This is a genomic window from Pseudomonas fortuita, assembly GCF_026898135.2.
GTDB lineage: Bacteria > Pseudomonadota > Gammaproteobacteria > Pseudomonadales > Pseudomonadaceae > Aquipseudomonas > Aquipseudomonas fortuita.
The window spans coordinates 707,951-724,428 of the sequence record NZ_CP114035.2; the positions used below are offsets into that span (position 1 = coordinate 707,951).

Annotated in this window: 9 protein-coding genes, 2 tRNA genes and 3 rRNA genes; 13 read left to right on the forward strand and 1 reads right to left on the reverse strand. The window is 58.1% G+C overall.

What is annotated here, in order from left to right; translation table 11 throughout:
- Positions 1 to 348: 348 nt before the first annotated feature.
- The 8 genes from OZ911_RS03220 to OZ911_RS03255 all read left to right on the forward strand — a co-directional run bounded on the left by OZ911_RS03220 (position 349) and on the right by OZ911_RS03255 (position 9,314).
- Positions 349 to 1,885, forward strand: a 16S ribosomal RNA gene (locus OZ911_RS03220).
- Positions 1,886 to 1,962: 77 nt separating this feature from the next.
- Positions 1,963 to 2,039 (forward strand) — tRNA-Ile (locus OZ911_RS03225).
- Positions 2,040 to 2,045: 6 nt separating this feature from the next.
- A tRNA-Ala gene (locus OZ911_RS03230) sits at positions 2,046 to 2,121 on the forward strand.
- A gap of 235 nt (positions 2,122 to 2,356) precedes the next feature.
- A 23S ribosomal RNA gene (locus OZ911_RS03235) occupies positions 2,357 to 5,248 on the forward strand.
- A 134-nt stretch (positions 5,249 to 5,382) separates the two neighbouring features.
- A 5S ribosomal RNA gene (gene rrf / locus OZ911_RS03240) occupies positions 5,383 to 5,498 on the forward strand.
- The 16S, 23S and 5S rRNA genes sit together here with 2 tRNA genes alongside, the layout of an rRNA operon.
- A gap of 253 nt (positions 5,499 to 5,751) precedes the next feature.
- Complete coding sequence (locus tag OZ911_RS03245; protein WP_023048220.1) at positions 5,752 to 6,411, forward strand: paraquat-inducible protein A; 660 nt, start codon at positions 5,752 to 5,754, stop codon at positions 6,409 to 6,411.
- Positions 6,398 to 7,021, forward strand: coding sequence for a paraquat-inducible protein A (locus OZ911_RS03250; protein ID WP_016484774.1), 624 nt, complete (start codon positions 6,398 to 6,400; stop codon positions 7,019 to 7,021). Before OZ911_RS03245 ends, OZ911_RS03250 begins: the two co-directional genes overlap by 14 nt.
- A complete protein-coding gene (locus OZ911_RS03255) occupies positions 7,014 to 9,314 on the forward strand; it encodes a PqiB family protein (RefSeq protein ID WP_024718079.1) in 2,301 nt (766 codons plus the stop codon). Before OZ911_RS03250 ends, OZ911_RS03255 begins: the two co-directional genes overlap by 8 nt.
- Positions 9,315 to 9,561: 247 nt before the next feature.
- On the opposite strand, the gene rpsT is transcribed toward OZ911_RS03255, so the two are convergent.
- Complete coding sequence (gene rpsT, locus OZ911_RS03260; RefSeq protein ID WP_016484776.1) at positions 9,562 to 9,840, reverse strand: 30S ribosomal protein S20; 279 nt, start codon at positions 9,838 to 9,840, stop codon at positions 9,562 to 9,564.
- 250 nt (positions 9,841 to 10,090) lie between these two features.
- Between rpsT and murJ the strand changes: the two genes are divergently transcribed.
- From murJ to fkpB, 5 genes are all read left to right on the forward strand, one after another.
- A complete protein-coding gene (gene murJ, locus OZ911_RS03265) occupies positions 10,091 to 11,629 on the forward strand; it encodes a murein biosynthesis integral membrane protein MurJ (RefSeq protein WP_023048221.1) in 1,539 nt (512 codons plus the stop codon).
- 118 nt (positions 11,630 to 11,747) lie between these two features.
- Positions 11,748 to 12,698, forward strand: coding sequence for a bifunctional riboflavin kinase/FAD synthetase (gene ribF, locus OZ911_RS03270; RefSeq protein WP_031312033.1), 951 nt, complete (start codon positions 11,748 to 11,750; stop codon positions 12,696 to 12,698).
- Positions 12,695 to 15,526: an isoleucine--tRNA ligase gene (ileS, locus tag OZ911_RS03275; RefSeq protein WP_023048223.1), complete on the forward strand. Its 2,832-nt coding sequence runs from the start codon at positions 12,695 to 12,697 to the stop codon at positions 15,524 to 15,526. Before ribF ends, ileS begins: the two co-directional genes overlap by 4 nt.
- Complete coding sequence (gene lspA / locus OZ911_RS03280; RefSeq protein WP_016484780.1) at positions 15,519 to 16,034, forward strand: signal peptidase II; 516 nt, start codon at positions 15,519 to 15,521, stop codon at positions 16,032 to 16,034. The genes ileS and lspA overlap by 8 nt, the downstream gene beginning before the upstream one ends.
- Entirely contained in the window at positions 16,027 to 16,464 is a 438-nt protein-coding gene (fkpB, locus tag OZ911_RS03285) for an FKBP-type peptidyl-prolyl cis-trans isomerase (RefSeq protein WP_016484781.1), read from the forward strand. Before lspA ends, fkpB begins: the two co-directional genes overlap by 8 nt.
- The last annotated feature ends 14 nt before the right edge of the window (positions 16,465 to 16,478 follow it).

Sequence of the window (16,478 nt, forward strand, 5' to 3'; positions counted from 1 at the left end):
TTGAAATGGTGGTTGACAGCGCTTCTAAACGCTGTATGATTCACCTCCCGCTACGAGAGATCGCAGCGAGTTAAGTGTTTGAAGATAAACGAGTTTCTCGCAAAAAACTTCAAAATAAACGCTTGACAGGCTCTGAGGAAAGCGTAGAATGCGCGCCTCGGTTGAGACGAAAAGCTCTTAGCCAAACGCTCTTTAACAAATCGAATCAAGCAATTCGTGTGGGTGCTTGTGAGTACGGACTGATAGTCAAAAAGATTATCAGCATCACAAGTGACCATGCGAGAAATCACATAGTCATTTGAGATTGCTGAGCCAAGTTTAGGGTTTCTTAAAAACCCAAGCAGTATTGAACTGAAGAGTTTGATCATGGCTCAGATTGAACGCTGGCGGCAGGCCTAACACATGCAAGTCGAGCGGATGAGAAGAGCTTGCTCTTCGATTCAGCGGCGGACGGGTGAGTAATGCCTAGGAATCTGCCTGGTAGTGGGGGACAACGTTTCGAAAGGAACGCTAATACCGCATACGTCCTACGGGAGAAAGCAGGGGACCTTCGGGCCTTGCGCTATCAGATGAGCCTAGGTCGGATTAGCTAGTTGGTGAGGTAATGGCTCACCAAGGCGACGATCCGTAACTGGTCTGAGAGGATGATCAGTCACACTGGAACTGAGACACGGTCCAGACTCCTACGGGAGGCAGCAGTGGGGAATATTGGACAATGGGCGAAAGCCTGATCCAGCCATGCCGCGTGTGTGAAGAAGGTCTTCGGATTGTAAAGCACTTTAAGTTGGGAGGAAGGGCATTAACCTAATACGTTAGTGTTTTGACGTTACCGACAGAATAAGCACCGGCTAACTCTGTGCCAGCAGCCGCGGTAATACAGAGGGTGCAAGCGTTAATCGGAATTACTGGGCGTAAAGCGCGCGTAGGTGGTTTGTTAAGTTGGATGTGAAAGCCCCGGGCTCAACCTGGGAACTGCATCCAAAACTGGCAAGCTAGAGTACGGTAGAGGGTGGTGGAATTTCCTGTGTAGCGGTGAAATGCGTAGATATAGGAAGGAACACCAGTGGCGAAGGCGACCACCTGGACTGATACTGACACTGAGGTGCGAAAGCGTGGGGAGCAAACAGGATTAGATACCCTGGTAGTCCACGCCGTAAACGATGTCAACTAGCCGTTGGAATCCTTGAGATTTTAGTGGCGCAGCTAACGCATTAAGTTGACCGCCTGGGGAGTACGGCCGCAAGGTTAAAACTCAAATGAATTGACGGGGGCCCGCACAAGCGGTGGAGCATGTGGTTTAATTCGAAGCAACGCGAAGAACCTTACCAGGCCTTGACATGCAGAGAACTTTCCAGAGATGGATTGGTGCCTTCGGGAACTCTGACACAGGTGCTGCATGGCTGTCGTCAGCTCGTGTCGTGAGATGTTGGGTTAAGTCCCGTAACGAGCGCAACCCTTGTCCTTAGTTACCAGCACATTATGGTGGGCACTCTAAGGAGACTGCCGGTGACAAACCGGAGGAAGGTGGGGATGACGTCAAGTCATCATGGCCCTTACGGCCTGGGCTACACACGTGCTACAATGGTCGGTACAGAGGGTTGCCAAGCCGCGAGGTGGAGCTAATCTCACAAAACCGATCGTAGTCCGGATCGCAGTCTGCAACTCGACTGCGTGAAGTCGGAATCGCTAGTAATCGCGAATCAGAATGTCGCGGTGAATACGTTCCCGGGCCTTGTACACACCGCCCGTCACACCATGGGAGTGGGTTGCACCAGAAGTAGCTAGTCTAACCCTCGGGAGGACGGTTACCACGGTGTGATTCATGACTGGGGTGAAGTCGTAACAAGGTAGCCGTAGGGGAACCTGCGGCTGGATCACCTCCTTAATCGACGACATCAGCCTGCTGATGAGCTCCCACACGAATTGCTTGATTCATTGTCGAAGACGATCAAGACCCTATATAGGTCTGTAGCTCAGTTGGTTAGAGCGCACCCCTGATAAGGGTGAGGTCGGCAGTTCAAATCTGCCCAGACCTACCAATATGCGGGGCCATAGCTCAGCTGGGAGAGCGCCTGCCTTGCACGCAGGAGGTCAGCGGTTCGATCCCGCTTGGCTCCACCACTCGCTTTACTTGATCAGAACTTAGAAATGAACATTCGTAGATGAATGTTGATTTCTGACTTTTGTCAGATCGTTCTTTAAAAATTCGGATATGTGATAGAAATAGACTGAACACCAGTTTCACTGCTGGTGGATCAGGCTAAGGTAAAATTTGTGAGTTCTGCTCGAAAGAGCGACGTGCGAATTTTCGGCGAATGTCGTCTTCACAGTATAACCAGATTGCTTGGGGTTATATGGTCAAGTGAAGAAGCGCATACGGTGGATGCCTTGGCAGTCAGAGGCGATGAAAGACGTGGTAGCCTGCGAAAAGCTTTGGGGAGTCGGCAAACAGACTGTGATCCAGAGATCTCTGAATGGGGGAACCCAGCCAGCACAAGCTGGTTATCTTGTACTGAATACATAGGTGCAAGAGGCGAACCAGGGGAACTGAAACATCTAAGTACCCTGAGGAAAAGAAATCAACCGAGATTCCCTTAGTAGTGGCGAGCGAACGGGGACCAGCCCTTAAGTTGGTTTGAGATTAGTGGAACGCTCTGGAAAGTGCGGCCATAGTGGGTGATAGCCCCGTACACGAAAATCTCTTATCAATGAAATCGAGTAGGACGGAGCACGAGAAACTTTGTCTGAATATGGGGGGACCATCCTCCAAGGCTAAATACTACTGACTGACCGATAGTGAACTAGTACCGTGAGGGAAAGGCGAAAAGAACCCCGGAGAGGGGAGTGAAATAGATCCTGAAACCGTATGCGTACAAGCAGTGGGAGCCTACTTGTTAGGTGACTGCGTACCTTTTGTATAATGGGTCAGCGACTTATATTCAGTGGCGAGCTTAACCGAATAGGGGAGGCGTAGCGAAAGCGAGTCTTAATAGGGCGTTTAGTCGCTGGGTATAGACCCGAAACCGGGCGATCTATCCATGGGCAGGTTGAAGGTTAGGTAACACTGACTGGAGGACCGAACCGACTACCGTTGAAAAGTTAGCGGATGACCTGTGGATCGGAGTGAAAGGCTAATCAAGCTCGGAGATAGCTGGTTCTCCTCGAAAGCTATTTAGGTAGCGCCTCATGTATCACTGTAGGGGGTAGAGCACTGTTTCGGCTAGGGGGTCATCCCGACTTACCAAACCGATGCAAACTCCGAATACCTACAAGTGCCGAGCATGGGAGACACACGGCGGGTGCTAACGTCCGTCGTGAAAAGGGAAACAACCCAGACCGTCAGCTAAGGTCCCAAAGTCATGGTTAAGTGGGAAACGATGTGGGAAGGCTTAGACAGCTAGGAGGTTGGCTTAGAAGCAGCCACCCTTTAAAGAAAGCGTAATAGCTCACTAGTCGAGTCGGCCTGCGCGGAAGATGTAACGGGGCTCAAACCATGCACCGAAGCTACGGGTATCATCTTATGATGATGCGGTAGAGGAGCGTTCTGTAAGCCTGTGAAGGTGAGTTGAGAAGCTTGCTGGAGGTATCAGAAGTGCGAATGCTGACATGAGTAACGACAATGCGAGTGAAAAACTCGCACGCCGAAAGACCAAGGTTTCCTGCGCAACGTTAATCGACGCAGGGTTAGTCGGTCCCTAAGGCGAGGCTGAAAAGCGTAGTCGATGGAAAACAGGTTAATATTCCTGTACTTCCAGTTATTGCGATGGAGGGACGGAGAAGGTTAGGCCAGCCTGGCGTTGGTTGTCCAGGTTTAAGGTGGTAGGCTGAAATCTTAGGCAAATCCGGGATTTCAAGGCCGAGAGCTGATGACGAGTTGCCTTTAGGCGACGAAGTGGTTGATACCATGCTTCCAAGAAAAGCTCCTAAGCTTCAGATAACTGGGAACCGTACCCCAAACCGACACAGGTGGTTAGGTAGAGAATACCAAGGCGCTTGAGAGAACTCGGGTGAAGGAACTAGGCAAAATGGCACCGTAACTTCGGGAGAAGGTGCGCCGGCGAGGGTCAAGGACTTGCTCCGTAAGCCCATGCCGGTCGAAGATACCAGGCCGCTGCGACTGTTTATTAAAAACACAGCACTCTGCAAACACGAAAGTGGACGTATAGGGTGTGACGCCTGCCCGGTGCCGGAAGGTTAATTGATGGGGTTAGCGCAAGCGAAGCTCTTGATCGAAGCCCCGGTAAACGGCGGCCGTAACTATAACGGTCCTAAGGTAGCGAAATTCCTTGTCGGGTAAGTTCCGACCTGCACGAATGGCGTAACGATGGCGGCGCTGTCTCCACCCGAGACTCAGTGAAATTGAAATCGCTGTGAAGATGCAGTGTATCCGCGGCTAGACGGAAAGACCCCGTGAACCTTTACTATAGCTTTGCACTGGACTTTGAATTTGCTTGTGTAGGATAGGTGGGAGGCTTTGAAGTGGGGACGCCAGTTCTCATGGAGCCATCCTTGAAATACCACCCTGGCAACTTTGAGGTTCTAACTCAGGTCCGTTATCCGGATCGAGGACAGTGTATGGTGGGTAGTTTGACTGGGGCGGTCTCCTCCCAAAGAGTAACGGAGGAGTACGAAGGTGCGCTCAGACCGGTCGGAAATCGGTCGTAGAGTATAAAGGCAAAAGCGCGCTTGACTGCGAGACAAACACGTCGAGCAGGTACGAAAGTAGGTCTTAGTGATCCGGTGGTTCTGTATGGAAGGGCCATCGCTCAACGGATAAAAGGTACTCCGGGGATAACAGGCTGATACCGCCCAAGAGTTCATATCGACGGCGGTGTTTGGCACCTCGATGTCGGCTCATCACATCCTGGGGCTGAAGCCGGTCCCAAGGGTATGGCTGTTCGCCATTTAAAGTGGTACGCGAGCTGGGTTTAGAACGTCGTGAGACAGTTCGGTCCCTATCTGCCGTGGACGTTTGAGATTTGAGAGGGGCTGCTCCTAGTACGAGAGGACCGGAGTGGACGAACCTCTGGTGTTCCGGTTGTCACGCCAGTGGCATTGCCGGGTAGCTATGTTCGGAAGAGATAACCGCTGAAAGCATCTAAGCGGGAAACTTGCCTCAAGATGAGATCTCACTGGGATCTTGAATCCCCTAAAGGGCCGTCGAAGACTACGACGTTGATAGGTTGGGTGTGTAAGCGCTGTGAGGCGTTGAGCTAACCAATACTAATTGCCCGTGAGGCTTGACCATATAACACCCAAGCAATTTGCTGACGCAGATTGCGGTGGTGAAGATGATACGAACCGAAAGTTCGCAACGAACCATAAACATCACATATCCGGATTCGCTGGGCTGTCCATCTGGACATTCTGGCTACAGAATTTCTTGACGACCATAGAGCATTGGAACCACCTGATCCCATCCCGAACTCAGCAGTGAAACGATGCATCGCCGATGGTAGTGTGGGGTTTCCCCATGTGAGAGTAGGTCATCGTCAAGATTCATTTCGCAAAACCCCTATCTGCGCATGCAGGTAGGGGTTTTGTCTTTGTGGGCAAAAAATTCAGCCCTGCCCGAACCCCTGTAGGAGCAGCCTTGTGCTGCGAAGAGGCCATTGCAGCCGAAGATAATCTTTAGCCTTACCGGCCTCTTCGCAGCACAAGGCTGCTCCTACAGGGGTCTGTGGTAAGTCGCCTCCCACAATTTGAGCCAGAACACTAGAATAGGCCCACGCACCTTTCCAGAAGCGCCATATGCCCAACCCTGACGAACACGAAGCCTTGGCCCAATTGCCGCTGGACGAGCTTGTCGCCTGCCACGAATGCGACCTGCTGCTCCGTAAGCCTGTGCTCAAGCCCGATGAAAAAGCCCAATGCCCACGTTGCGGCTACGAGCTCTATGCCCATCGGCATAATGTAGTCAACCGCAGCCTGGCTCTGGTACTGACCGCGTTGTTACTGTTCGTACCTGCCAATTTTCTACCGATCATGCAGCTGCACCTGCTTGGCCAGACCTCGGACGATACTGTCTGGAGCGGCGTACTCGGCCTGTACAATTCGCAGATGCGTGGTGTAGCGGTGGTCGTGTTCCTCTGCAGCATGGCCATCCCCCTGGCAAAACTGCTCTGCCAGCTGGCGGTATTACTGAGTATTCGCTTGAACATGGGCCGTAACTTCGGCCTGCTGTTCTATCGCATCTATCACCACTTGCGTGACTGGGGCATGCTCGAGGTCTATTTCATGGGGGTGCTGGTGGCCATCGTCAAGCTGGTGGACCTGGCCGAACTGACCGTGGGCCTGGGGTTGTTCTGTTTCATCAGTCTGTTATTGGTCCAGGTGTGGCTTGAAGTGGTGATGTCTGCGCACCAGATCTGGAGTGCGCTATCGGGGGAGGACCTGCATGCGGGCGATTGATGCAGGCATTCTTGTCTGCAATGAATGTCATGAACTGAACAAGCAAGTGCCAGATAGCACTTCGCAGCACTGCACGCGCTGCGGCGCCATTGTGCATGCTCGCCGCCCTAACAGTATCGTGCGCACCTGGGCGCTGCTGGTTGCTGCGTCGATCCTGTACATCCCGGCCAACCTGCTCCCTATCATGACCGTGAGTACACTCGGGCAGGGCAGCCCGGACACGATCATGTCCGGCGTCATCACCCTGCTCAAGCACGGTATGGTGCCCATTGCCGCCGTGGTGTTCATTGCCAGTATCCTGGTGCCCACGTTCAAGCTGGTGGGCATTGGCTTGCTGTTGTACTCCGTTCAGCGTCACCAGCCGCTTTCGGCTCGGCAACGGATAATGATGTATCGCTTCATTGAATTCATTGGGCGCTGGTCCATGCTCGATATCTTCGTCATCGCCATTCTGGTGGCAGTGGTGAATTTCGGCCGAATCGCCAGTGTCGAAGCCAACCTGGGCGCTGTCGCCTTCGCAACTGTGGTGATCCTGACAATGCTTGCCGCTTTAACTTTCGATCCCCGACTGATTTGGGATAACACGGAGTCGGATGACGACCATGAGTGACCTGCCAACGGCTAAAACCCGCCCAGCCTCAAACTGGTCGGCCATCTGGATCCTGCCCTTGATCGCCCTGATGATCGGGGGCTGGCTCGCATGGCAGGCCTACAGCGCGGCCGGCGTGGAAATTGAAGTCCGCTTCGAGTCGGGTGAAGGTATCGTCGCCAACAAGACCGAAGTCATCTACAAGGGCATGCCGGTAGGCAAAGTGAAGAGCCTGGTACTCGATGCCGAGGGCGACAACCAGGGGGTGATCGCCACCATCGAGATGAACAAGGCCGCCGAGCCTCACCTCACCAAGGGCACACGCTTCTGGCTGGTGAAACCGAGTGTGAGTCTGGCGGGTATCACCGGCCTTGAAACCCTGGTGTCGGGTAACTACATCGCCGTCAGCCCGGGCGAGGGGGAGCGTACCAAGCGCTTTACCGCGTTGAAGGTGGCGCCGCCGCTCTCGGATTCGGAGCCAGGCCTGCATTTGACCCTCAAAGCCGAAAGGCTCGGCTCGCTCAACCGTGACAGCCCGATATTCTACAAGCAGATCCAGGTGGGTCGGGTGAAGAGCTATCGCCTGTCCGAGGACCAGAGCACCGTCGAGGTCAAGGTGTTCATCGAGCCTGCCTACGCCAGCCTGGTGCGCAAGCACACGCGTTTCTGGAACGCCAGCGGCGTCAGTATTGATGCGTCGCTGTCGGGTGTGAAGGTGCGCAGCGAATCGCTGTCGAGCATCGTGGCCGGTGGTATCGCATTTGCTACGCCGGAGTACCGCAAGGACAGCCCGCCCACCGATCCGAGCCTGCCGTTCCGCCTGTACGAAGACTTCGATGCAGCCCAGGCAGGTATCCGGGTCAAGGTGAAGCTGAGCGATTACGAGGGCCTGCAGGCAGGCCGCACGCCGGTCATGTACAAGGGCATCCAGGTGGGCTCGCTGAAAGCCCTGAAAATGGAAGACAACCTGTCCAGCGCATCGGCCGAGCTGACGCTGGACCCGCTGACCGAAGACTACCTGGTCGAGGGCACACAGTTCTGGGTGGTCAAACCGTCCATTTCCCTTGCAGGTATCACTGGCCTGGAAGCGCTGGTCAAAGGCAACTACATCGCCATACGCCCGGGGGAGAAGGGTGAGCGACCCGAGCGTGAGTTCGAGGCCCGCGCCAAGGCGCCGCCGCTCGACCTCAAGGCGCCGGGGCTGCACATGGTGTTGTTTGCCGATACCTTGGGGTCGCTGGAGATCGGCAGCCCGGTGATGTACCGCCAGGTCAAGGTGGGTAGCGTGCAGAGCTATCAGTTTGCGCGTAACAGCAACCGCATCCTGATCGGTGTGCATATTGAAAAGGAATACGAAAAACTGGTTAACGGTTCGTCGCGCTTCTGGAACGTCAGTGGCATCACCCTGACGGGCGGCCTCTCGGGCATCAAGATCAAGAGTGAGTCGCTGCAAACGCTGATGGCCGGCGGTATTGCGTTCGACACGCCGCGCCCGGATGTGGCGCTGAAACGCCGCATTCCACGCTTCCGCCTGCATGACAGCCAGGAGGCGGTAAACCGCGCGGGTACTTTGATCACCGTCCGTGTAGACCGTGCAGATGGCCTGAAGCCGGGTACGCCGATCCGCTTCCGTGGCCTGGATGTGGGCAGTATCGAAAGCGTTGACCTGACCAATGACTTGCAGGCAGTGCTGCTGCGGGCACGTATCACCGAAGCGGCGGACCGTATTGCCCGTGCCGGTACGCAGTTCTGGGTGGTCAAGCCGGCATTGGGCCTGGTGCGCACCGAGAACCTCGACACCCTGATCGGCGGGCAGTACCTGGAGGTACAGCCAGCAACCAAGGACCGTGGCCCTCAGCGCGATTTCATCGCTTTGGCCGATGCCCCGCAAGTGACGGGGCCGGAGGTCGGCTTGCCCTTGACCCTCAGCGCCCCGCGCCGTGGATCGATCAAGCCGGGTGTGCCAGTGACATACCGTGAGGTGGCGGTCGGCAAGGTGACAGGCTTCGAGTTGGGGCAGAGCGCTGACCGCGTGCTGATCCATATCCTCATCGAGCCACGCTATGCGGCACTGGTACGCAGTGGTAGCCGCTTCTGGAACAGCAGTGGCTTCGGTTTCGACTGGGGGCTGTTCAAGGGGGCTACGGTGCGTACCGAGTCGGTGGAAACCCTGATCGATGGCGGTATCGCTTTTGCGACGCCGGATGGCGAGCAGATGGGCAACCCGGCCCGGCCGCAGCAGACCTTTGCCTTGTTCGACAAGGCCGAGGATGAATGGCTGCAGTGGGCGCCGAAGATTCAGATAGCCAAGTAATGTAAAAGCAGGGTCGCCAACTGCGGCCCTGCTTTTTTGTGGGAGCGGCCTTGTGTCGCGAAAGGGGCGCGTAGCGGCCCCTCGGTCTCAGCGCAGAAGCTGAGATTGCCGGGGCTGCTCCGCAGCCCTTTCGCGACGCAAGGCCGCTCCTGCAGAGACCGAGCTCCACATGGAGCCGTGCCCGCAAGCATAAATCGCAGGCAACAAAAAACCGACCCTAGGGTCGGTTTTTCGAATAGCGCGTCGCTTAGGCAGCTGCAGCTTCTTTCAGCGCCTTGATGTGGCCATTCAGACGGCCTTTGTGACGAGCAGCTTTGTTCTTGTGGATGATACCTTTGTCGGCCATACGGTCGATTACAGGTACAGCCAGAACGTAAGCGGCTTGCGCTTTGTCGGCGTCTTTTGCGTCAATGGCTTTAACTACATTCTTGATGTAGGTGCGGACCATGGAACGCAGGCTGGCGTTGTGGCTGCGACGCTTCTCAGCCTGTTTTGCACGTTTCTTGGCGGAAGGTGTGTTGGCCACCGTCGAGCTCCTCGAAAGACTTTAGGTAAATAGCAAACAAAATAGGCCGCGAATCATGCCGATCAGTAGATCGATTGTCAAGGCCACCTGCAAGGTTCCGCCGAGCGGTGCGCCAACAAGAGGGAAAGATTCCTTTCTGCTGCGCGACCTGTACACTCGGGAATTTTTGGCTCCCCTGCGAAGGCGCGGGAGTATCGCACATTCGGACGCTGTCTGGCAGCGTCCTCTGCCCTTGGCGTGAATCTTTTCGATGAACCTGCTCAAATCCCTGGCTGCAGTAAGCTCGATCACCATGGTTTCCCGGGTGCTGGGCTTCGTGCGTGACACCATCCTGGCTCGCATCTTTGGTGCCGGTGTTGCCACTGACGCCTTCTTTATCGCGTTCAAATTGCCCAACCTGCTGCGGCGCATTTTCGCCGAGGGTGCGTTTTCCCAAGCCTTTGTGCCGATCCTGGCCGAGTACAAGACCCAGCAGGGCGAGGAAGCGACGCGTACCTTCATCGCCTACGTCAGCGGCCTGCTGACCCTGGTCCTCGCCCTGGTGACTGCCATCGGTATCCTGGCGGCGCCATGGGTGGTATGGGCAACAGCCCCCGGTTTTGTCGACAACGCGGAAAAGTACGAGCTGACCACCGCCCTGTTGCGGGTGACCTTTCCTTATATATTGCTGATTTCGCTTTCTTCCCTGGCCGGCGCAATCCTCAATACCTGGAACCGTTTTTCGGTACCGGCCTTCACCCCGACCCTGCTGAACGTGGCGATGATCGCCTTTGCCGTGCTGCTGACGCGGTACTTCAACCCGCCAATCATGGCCCTGGCCTGGGGTGTGCTGGCGGGTGGCCTGGCGCAGTTGTTGTACCAGCTGCCGGCATTGAAGAAAATCGGCATGCTCGTGCTGCCGCGTCTGAATCTCAAGGACGCGGGAGTGTGGCGGGTGCTGAAGCAAATGCTGCCGGCGATTCTTGGGGTATCGGTGAGCCAGATCTCGCTGATCATCAACACCATCTTTGCCTCCTTCCTGGTGGCCGGCTCGGTGTCGTGGATGTATTACGCCGACCGCCTCATGGAGCTGCCGTCGGGCGTGCTGGGCGTGGCCCTGGGCACCATCCTGCTGCCGACCCTGGCCAAGACCTACGCCAACAAGGACCGCGAGGAATACTCGCGGATCCTCGACTGGGGCCTGCGCCTGTGCTTCCTGCTGGTGCTGCCGTGCACCCTGGCGTTGGCCATTCTTGCCGAGCCGCTGACCGTTGCGCTCTTTCAATATGGCAAGTTCAGCGCGTTTGATGCGGCCATGACCCAGCGGGCGCTAATGGCCTATTCCGTAGGCTTGCTGGCGATCATTCTGGTCAAGGTACTGGCACCCGGCTTCTATGCGCAGCAGAATATCCGCACACCGGTGAAGATCGCGATTTTCACCCTGTTCTGTACCCAGCTGTTCAACCTCGCCCTGGTCGGCCCGCTTGCGCATGCCGGCCTGGCGCTGGCGATCAGTCTCGGTGCGTGCCTGAATGCCGGCTTGCTGTTCTGGAAGCTGCGCAGTCAGCAGTTGTTCGAGCCTCAGCCAGGCTGGGCAGTGTTTCTGCTCAAGCTTGTTCTGGCAGTGGCGTTGATGTCGGCGGTCCTGTTGGCGGGCATGCACTATATGCCGGCCTGGGAGCAGGGCATCATGCTTGAGCGCTTCATGCGGCTTGGCGCACTGATCCTGGCTGGTGTCGTGACGTATTTCGGCTGCCTGTACCTGTGCGGCTTCCGGCCCCGGCATTTCGCCCGCAAGGCCTTGCACTGAGGCTTCAGGTGGGTCAGGCGTCGGTTTTTCGCATTCCACGCCGCCCTTGGGCGTTGCTGCCTGTCACCGGCGCCCGGGTGTGGTTATAATCGGCCACTTTATGAGCAAGAAGCGCGTTATGCAGCTGGTTCGAGGTCTTCACAACCTGCGCCCCGAGCACCGGGGCTGTGTCGCCACCATTGGCAACTTCGACGGGGTTCACCGCGGCCACCAGGCAATCCTGGCGCGCCTGCGCGAGCGCGGCCAGGCCTTGGGCCTGCCGACCTGCGTGGTGATTTTCGAACCTCAACCACGCGAGTACTTTGCCCCCGATACCGCGCCGGCGCGCCTGGCCCGTCTGCGTGACAAGGTCGAACTGCTGGCCGCCGAGGGCATCGACCGGGTGCTGTGCCTGGCGTTCAACCAGCGCCTGAGCCAGCTCAGCGCCGACGCTTTCGTCAAGGCCATCCTGGTCGACGGCCTGGGCGTGCGCCACCTCGAAGTGGGTGATGACTTCCGCTTTGGCTGCGACCGCGCCGGCGACTTCGCCTTCCTGATCGAAGCCGGCAAGCAGTACGGCTTCACCGTCGAGGCCGCCAATACGGTGATCCAGGACGGTCTGCGCGTCAGCAGTACCGAAGTGCGCAAGGCCTTGTCCGAAGGCAATTTCGAGCTGGCCGAGCACCTGCTGGGCCGCCCGTACAGCGTCACCGGCCGCGTGCTGCATGGCCAGAAGCTGGCCCGCCAGCTCGGTACACCTACCGCCAACATCCAGCTCAAGCGCCGCCGCGTGCCGCTGTCCGGGGTCTACCTGGCCAGCATCGAAATCGACGGCAAGGCCTGGCCGGGTGTGGGCAATATTGGCGTGCGTCCCACCGTTGCCGGTGATGGGCGCCCGCACCTGGAAATTCATCTTCTGGATTTTGCCGGCGACCTGTATGGCCGGCGTCTGACGGTGGAGTTCCACCACAAGCTGCGTGAAGAGCAGCGATTCGCCTCCCTGGAGGCGCTGAAGTCGGCGATCGATGCGGATATCGCCGCCGCACGTGCACATTGGCACGCTCAACCGCTAACGAAGAGCCTGAAATGACCGACTACAAAGCCACGCTTAACCTTCCGGACACCGCCTTCCCCATGAAGGCCGGCCTGCCTCAGCGCGAACCGCAGATCCTGCAGCGCTGGGACAGCATTGGCCTGTACCAGAAGCTGCGCGAAATTGGCAAGGATCGTCCCAAGTTCGTCCTGCACGACGGCCCGCCCTATGCCAACGGCAAAATTCACATCGGTCATGCGCTGAACAAAATCCTCAAGGACATGATCGTCCGCTCCAAGACCCTGGCCGGCTACGATGCACCGTATGTCCCGGGCTGGGACTGCCATGGCCTGCCGATCGAACACAAGGTCGAGGTGACCCACGGCAAGCACCTGTCTGCCGATCGCACCCGTGAGCTGTGCCGCGAGTACGCCGCCGAGCAGATCGAAGGGCAGAAGACCGAGTTCATTCGCCTGGGTGTGCTGGGTGACTGGGACAACCCCTACAAGACCATGAACTTCGCCAACGAGGCCGGTGAAATCCGCGCCCTGGCCGAGATGGTCAAGCAGGGCTTCGTGTTCAAGGGCCTCAAGCCTGTGAACTGGTGCTTCGACTGCGGTTCGGCGCTGGCGGAGGCCGAAGTCGAGTACGCCGACAAGAAATCCCAGACCATCGACGTGGCCTTCCCGGTTGCCGACGAGGCCAAGCTGGCTGCCGCCTTTGGGCTGGATGCGCTGACCAAGCCAGCCGCCATCGTGATCTGGACCACCACCCCCTGGACCATCCCGGCCAACCAGGCGCTGAACATCCACCCGGAGTTCAAGTACGCCCTGGTCGACACCGGTGAGCGTCTGCTGGTGCTGGCTGAAGAGCTGGTCGAGTCGTGCCTCAAGCGCTACAACCTGGAAGGCTCGGTCATCGCCACAGCCCAAGGTTCGGCACTGGAGCTGATCAACTTCCGGCACCCGTTCTACGACCGCCTGTCGCCAGTCTACCTGGCCGACTACGTCGAACTGGGCGCCGGTACCGGCGTTGTGCACTCCTCGCCGGCCTACGGCGAAGACGACTTCGTCACCTGCAAGCGCTACGGCATGGTCAACGATGACATCCTCACTCCGGTGCAGAGCAATGGCGTGTATGTCGAGTCGCTGCCATTCTTCGGCGGCCAGTTCATCTGGAAGGCCAACCCGGCCATCGTCGAGAAGCTGAGCGAAGTCGGTGCGCTGATGCACACCGAAACCATCAGCCACAGCTACATGCACTGCTGGCGCCACAAGACCCCGCTGATCTACCGCGCCACCGCGCAGTGGTTCGTGGGCATGGACAAGCAGCCGAGCACCGGCGAGCCGCTGCGTGAGCGCGCCCTCAAGGCCATCGAAGAGACCAAGTTCGTGCCGGCCTGGGGCCAGGCGCGCCTGCATTCGATGATCGCCAACCGTCCGGACTGGTGCATCTCGCGTCAACGTAACTGGGGTGTGCCGATCCCGTTCTTCCTGCACAAGCAGACCGGCGAGCTGCACCCACGTACCGTCGAGCTGATGGAAGCGGTGGCCAAGCGCGTCGAGCAAGAAGGTATCGAGGCCTGGTTCAAGCTGGATGCCGTCGAACTGCTGGGTGAAGAAGCGGCTCAGTATGACAAGATCACCGATACCCTGGACGTGTGGTTCGACTCCGGCACCACCCACTGGCACGTGCTGCGTGGCTCGCACGACATCGGCCACGCCACCGGCCCCGTTGCCGACCTGTACCTGGAAGGCTCCGACCAGCACCGTGGCTGGTTCCACTCGTCGCTGCTCACCGGTTGCGCCATCGACAACCACGCGCCGTATCGCGAGCTGCTGACCCACGGTTTCACTGTGGACGAAAACGGCCGCAAGATGTCCAAGTCGCTGGGCAACACCATCGAGCCGGAGAAGGTCAACAACACCCTGGGTGCCGACATCCTGCGCCTGTGGGTTTCGGCCACCGACTATTCCGGTGAAATGGCGGTTTCCGAGCAGATCCTGCAGCGCAGCGCCGACGCCTACCGCCGTATCCGCAATACCGCACGCTTCCTGCTGTCCAACCTGTCCGGTTTCGACCCGGCCCGCGACCTGCTGGCCCCTGAAGACATGCTGGCACTTGACCGCTGGGCCGTGGACCGCACCCTGCTGCTGCAGCGCGAGCTGGAAGAGCACTACAGCGAGTACCGTTTCTGGAACGTCTACTCCAAGGTGCACAACTTCTGCGTACAGGAGCTGGGCGGCTTCTACCTCGACATCATCAAGGACCGCCAGTACACCACCGGCGCCAACAGTGTTGCCCGCCGTTCCTGCCAGACTGCGCTGTACCACATCAGCGAAGCGCTGGTGCGCTGGATTGCGCCAATCCTGGCGTTTACCGCCGACGAAATCTGGCAATACCTGCCGGGCGAGCGCAACGAGTCGGTGATGCTCAACGGCTGGTACCAGGGCCTGAGCGAGCTGCCGGAAGGCACCGAGCTGGACCGCGCCTACTGGGACCGCGTGATGGCGGTGAAGGCATCGGTCAACAAGGAGCTGGAAAACCAGCGGACCGCCAAGGTCATTGGCGGCAACCTGCAGGCCGAAGTCACCCTGTACGCCGACGAAGGCCTGAGCGCCGACCTGGGCAAGCTGGGCGACGAGCTGCGCTTCGTGCTGATCACCTCGGCCGCCAGCGTGGTGCCGTTCGTGCAGGCACCGGCAGACGCCGTGGCCACCGAAGTCGAAGGCCTCAAGCTGAAAGTGGTCAAGTCCGGCCACGCCAAGTGCGGCCGTTGCTGGCACTTCCGCGCCGACGTCGGCAACCACCCGGAGCACCCGGAAATCTGCAGCCGTTGCGTCGACAACCTGACCGGCTCGGGCGAGGTGCGTCACTATGCCTAACCCGGCAGTGGGGCGCTTCGGGCGCCTTGCATGGCTTTGGCTGAGCTTGCTGGTGCTGGTCCTCGACCAGGCCACCAAGCTGTATTTCAACAACGCCCTGACCATGTACCAGCAAATTGTGGTGATTCCTGACTACTTCAGCTGGACCCTGGCCTATAACACCGGCGCCGCTTTCAGCTTCCTTGCTGATGGCGCTGGCTGGCAGCGCTGGTTGTTCGCCCTGATCGCGGTGGTGGTCAGTGCCGTACTGGTGGTGTGGCTCAAGCGCCTGGGGCGCAACGAGACCTGGCTGGCCGTGGCGCTGGCGCTGGTGCTGGGTGGTGCCATTGGCAACCTGTACGATCGCATCGTGCTGGGCCATGTGGTCGACTTCATCCTGGTGCACTGGCAGAACCGCCATTACTTCCCGGCCTTCAACGTGGCCGACAGCGCCATCACCGTTGGTGCGGTGATGCTGGCGCTGGATATGTTCAAGAGCAAGAAGTCCGAGGATCCGGTCCATGACTGACACCCGTATCGGCCAGAACACCGAAGTCACCCTGCACTTCGCGCTGCACCTGGAAAACGGCGACACCGTCGACAGCACGTTCGACAAAGCCCCGGCCACCTTCAAGGTGGGCGATGGCAACTTGTTGCCGGGCTTCGAGAGCGCGCTGTTTGGCTTCAAGGCCGGTGACAAGCGTACTCTGGTAGTGGCCCCAGAGAACGCCTTCGGCCAGCCCAACCCGCAAAACGTGCAAGTCATGCCGCGGTCCAACTTCGAGGGCATGGAGCTGTCCGAAGGGCTGCTGATCATCTTCAACGATGCCGCCAACGCCGAGCTGCCGGGCGTGGTCAAAGCGTTCGATGACGACCAGGTGACCATCGACTTCAATCACCCACTGGCTGGCAAGACCCTGACCTTCGAGGTGGAGATCCTCGAGGTGAAGGCCCTGTAAGCCTGGAGCCGAGC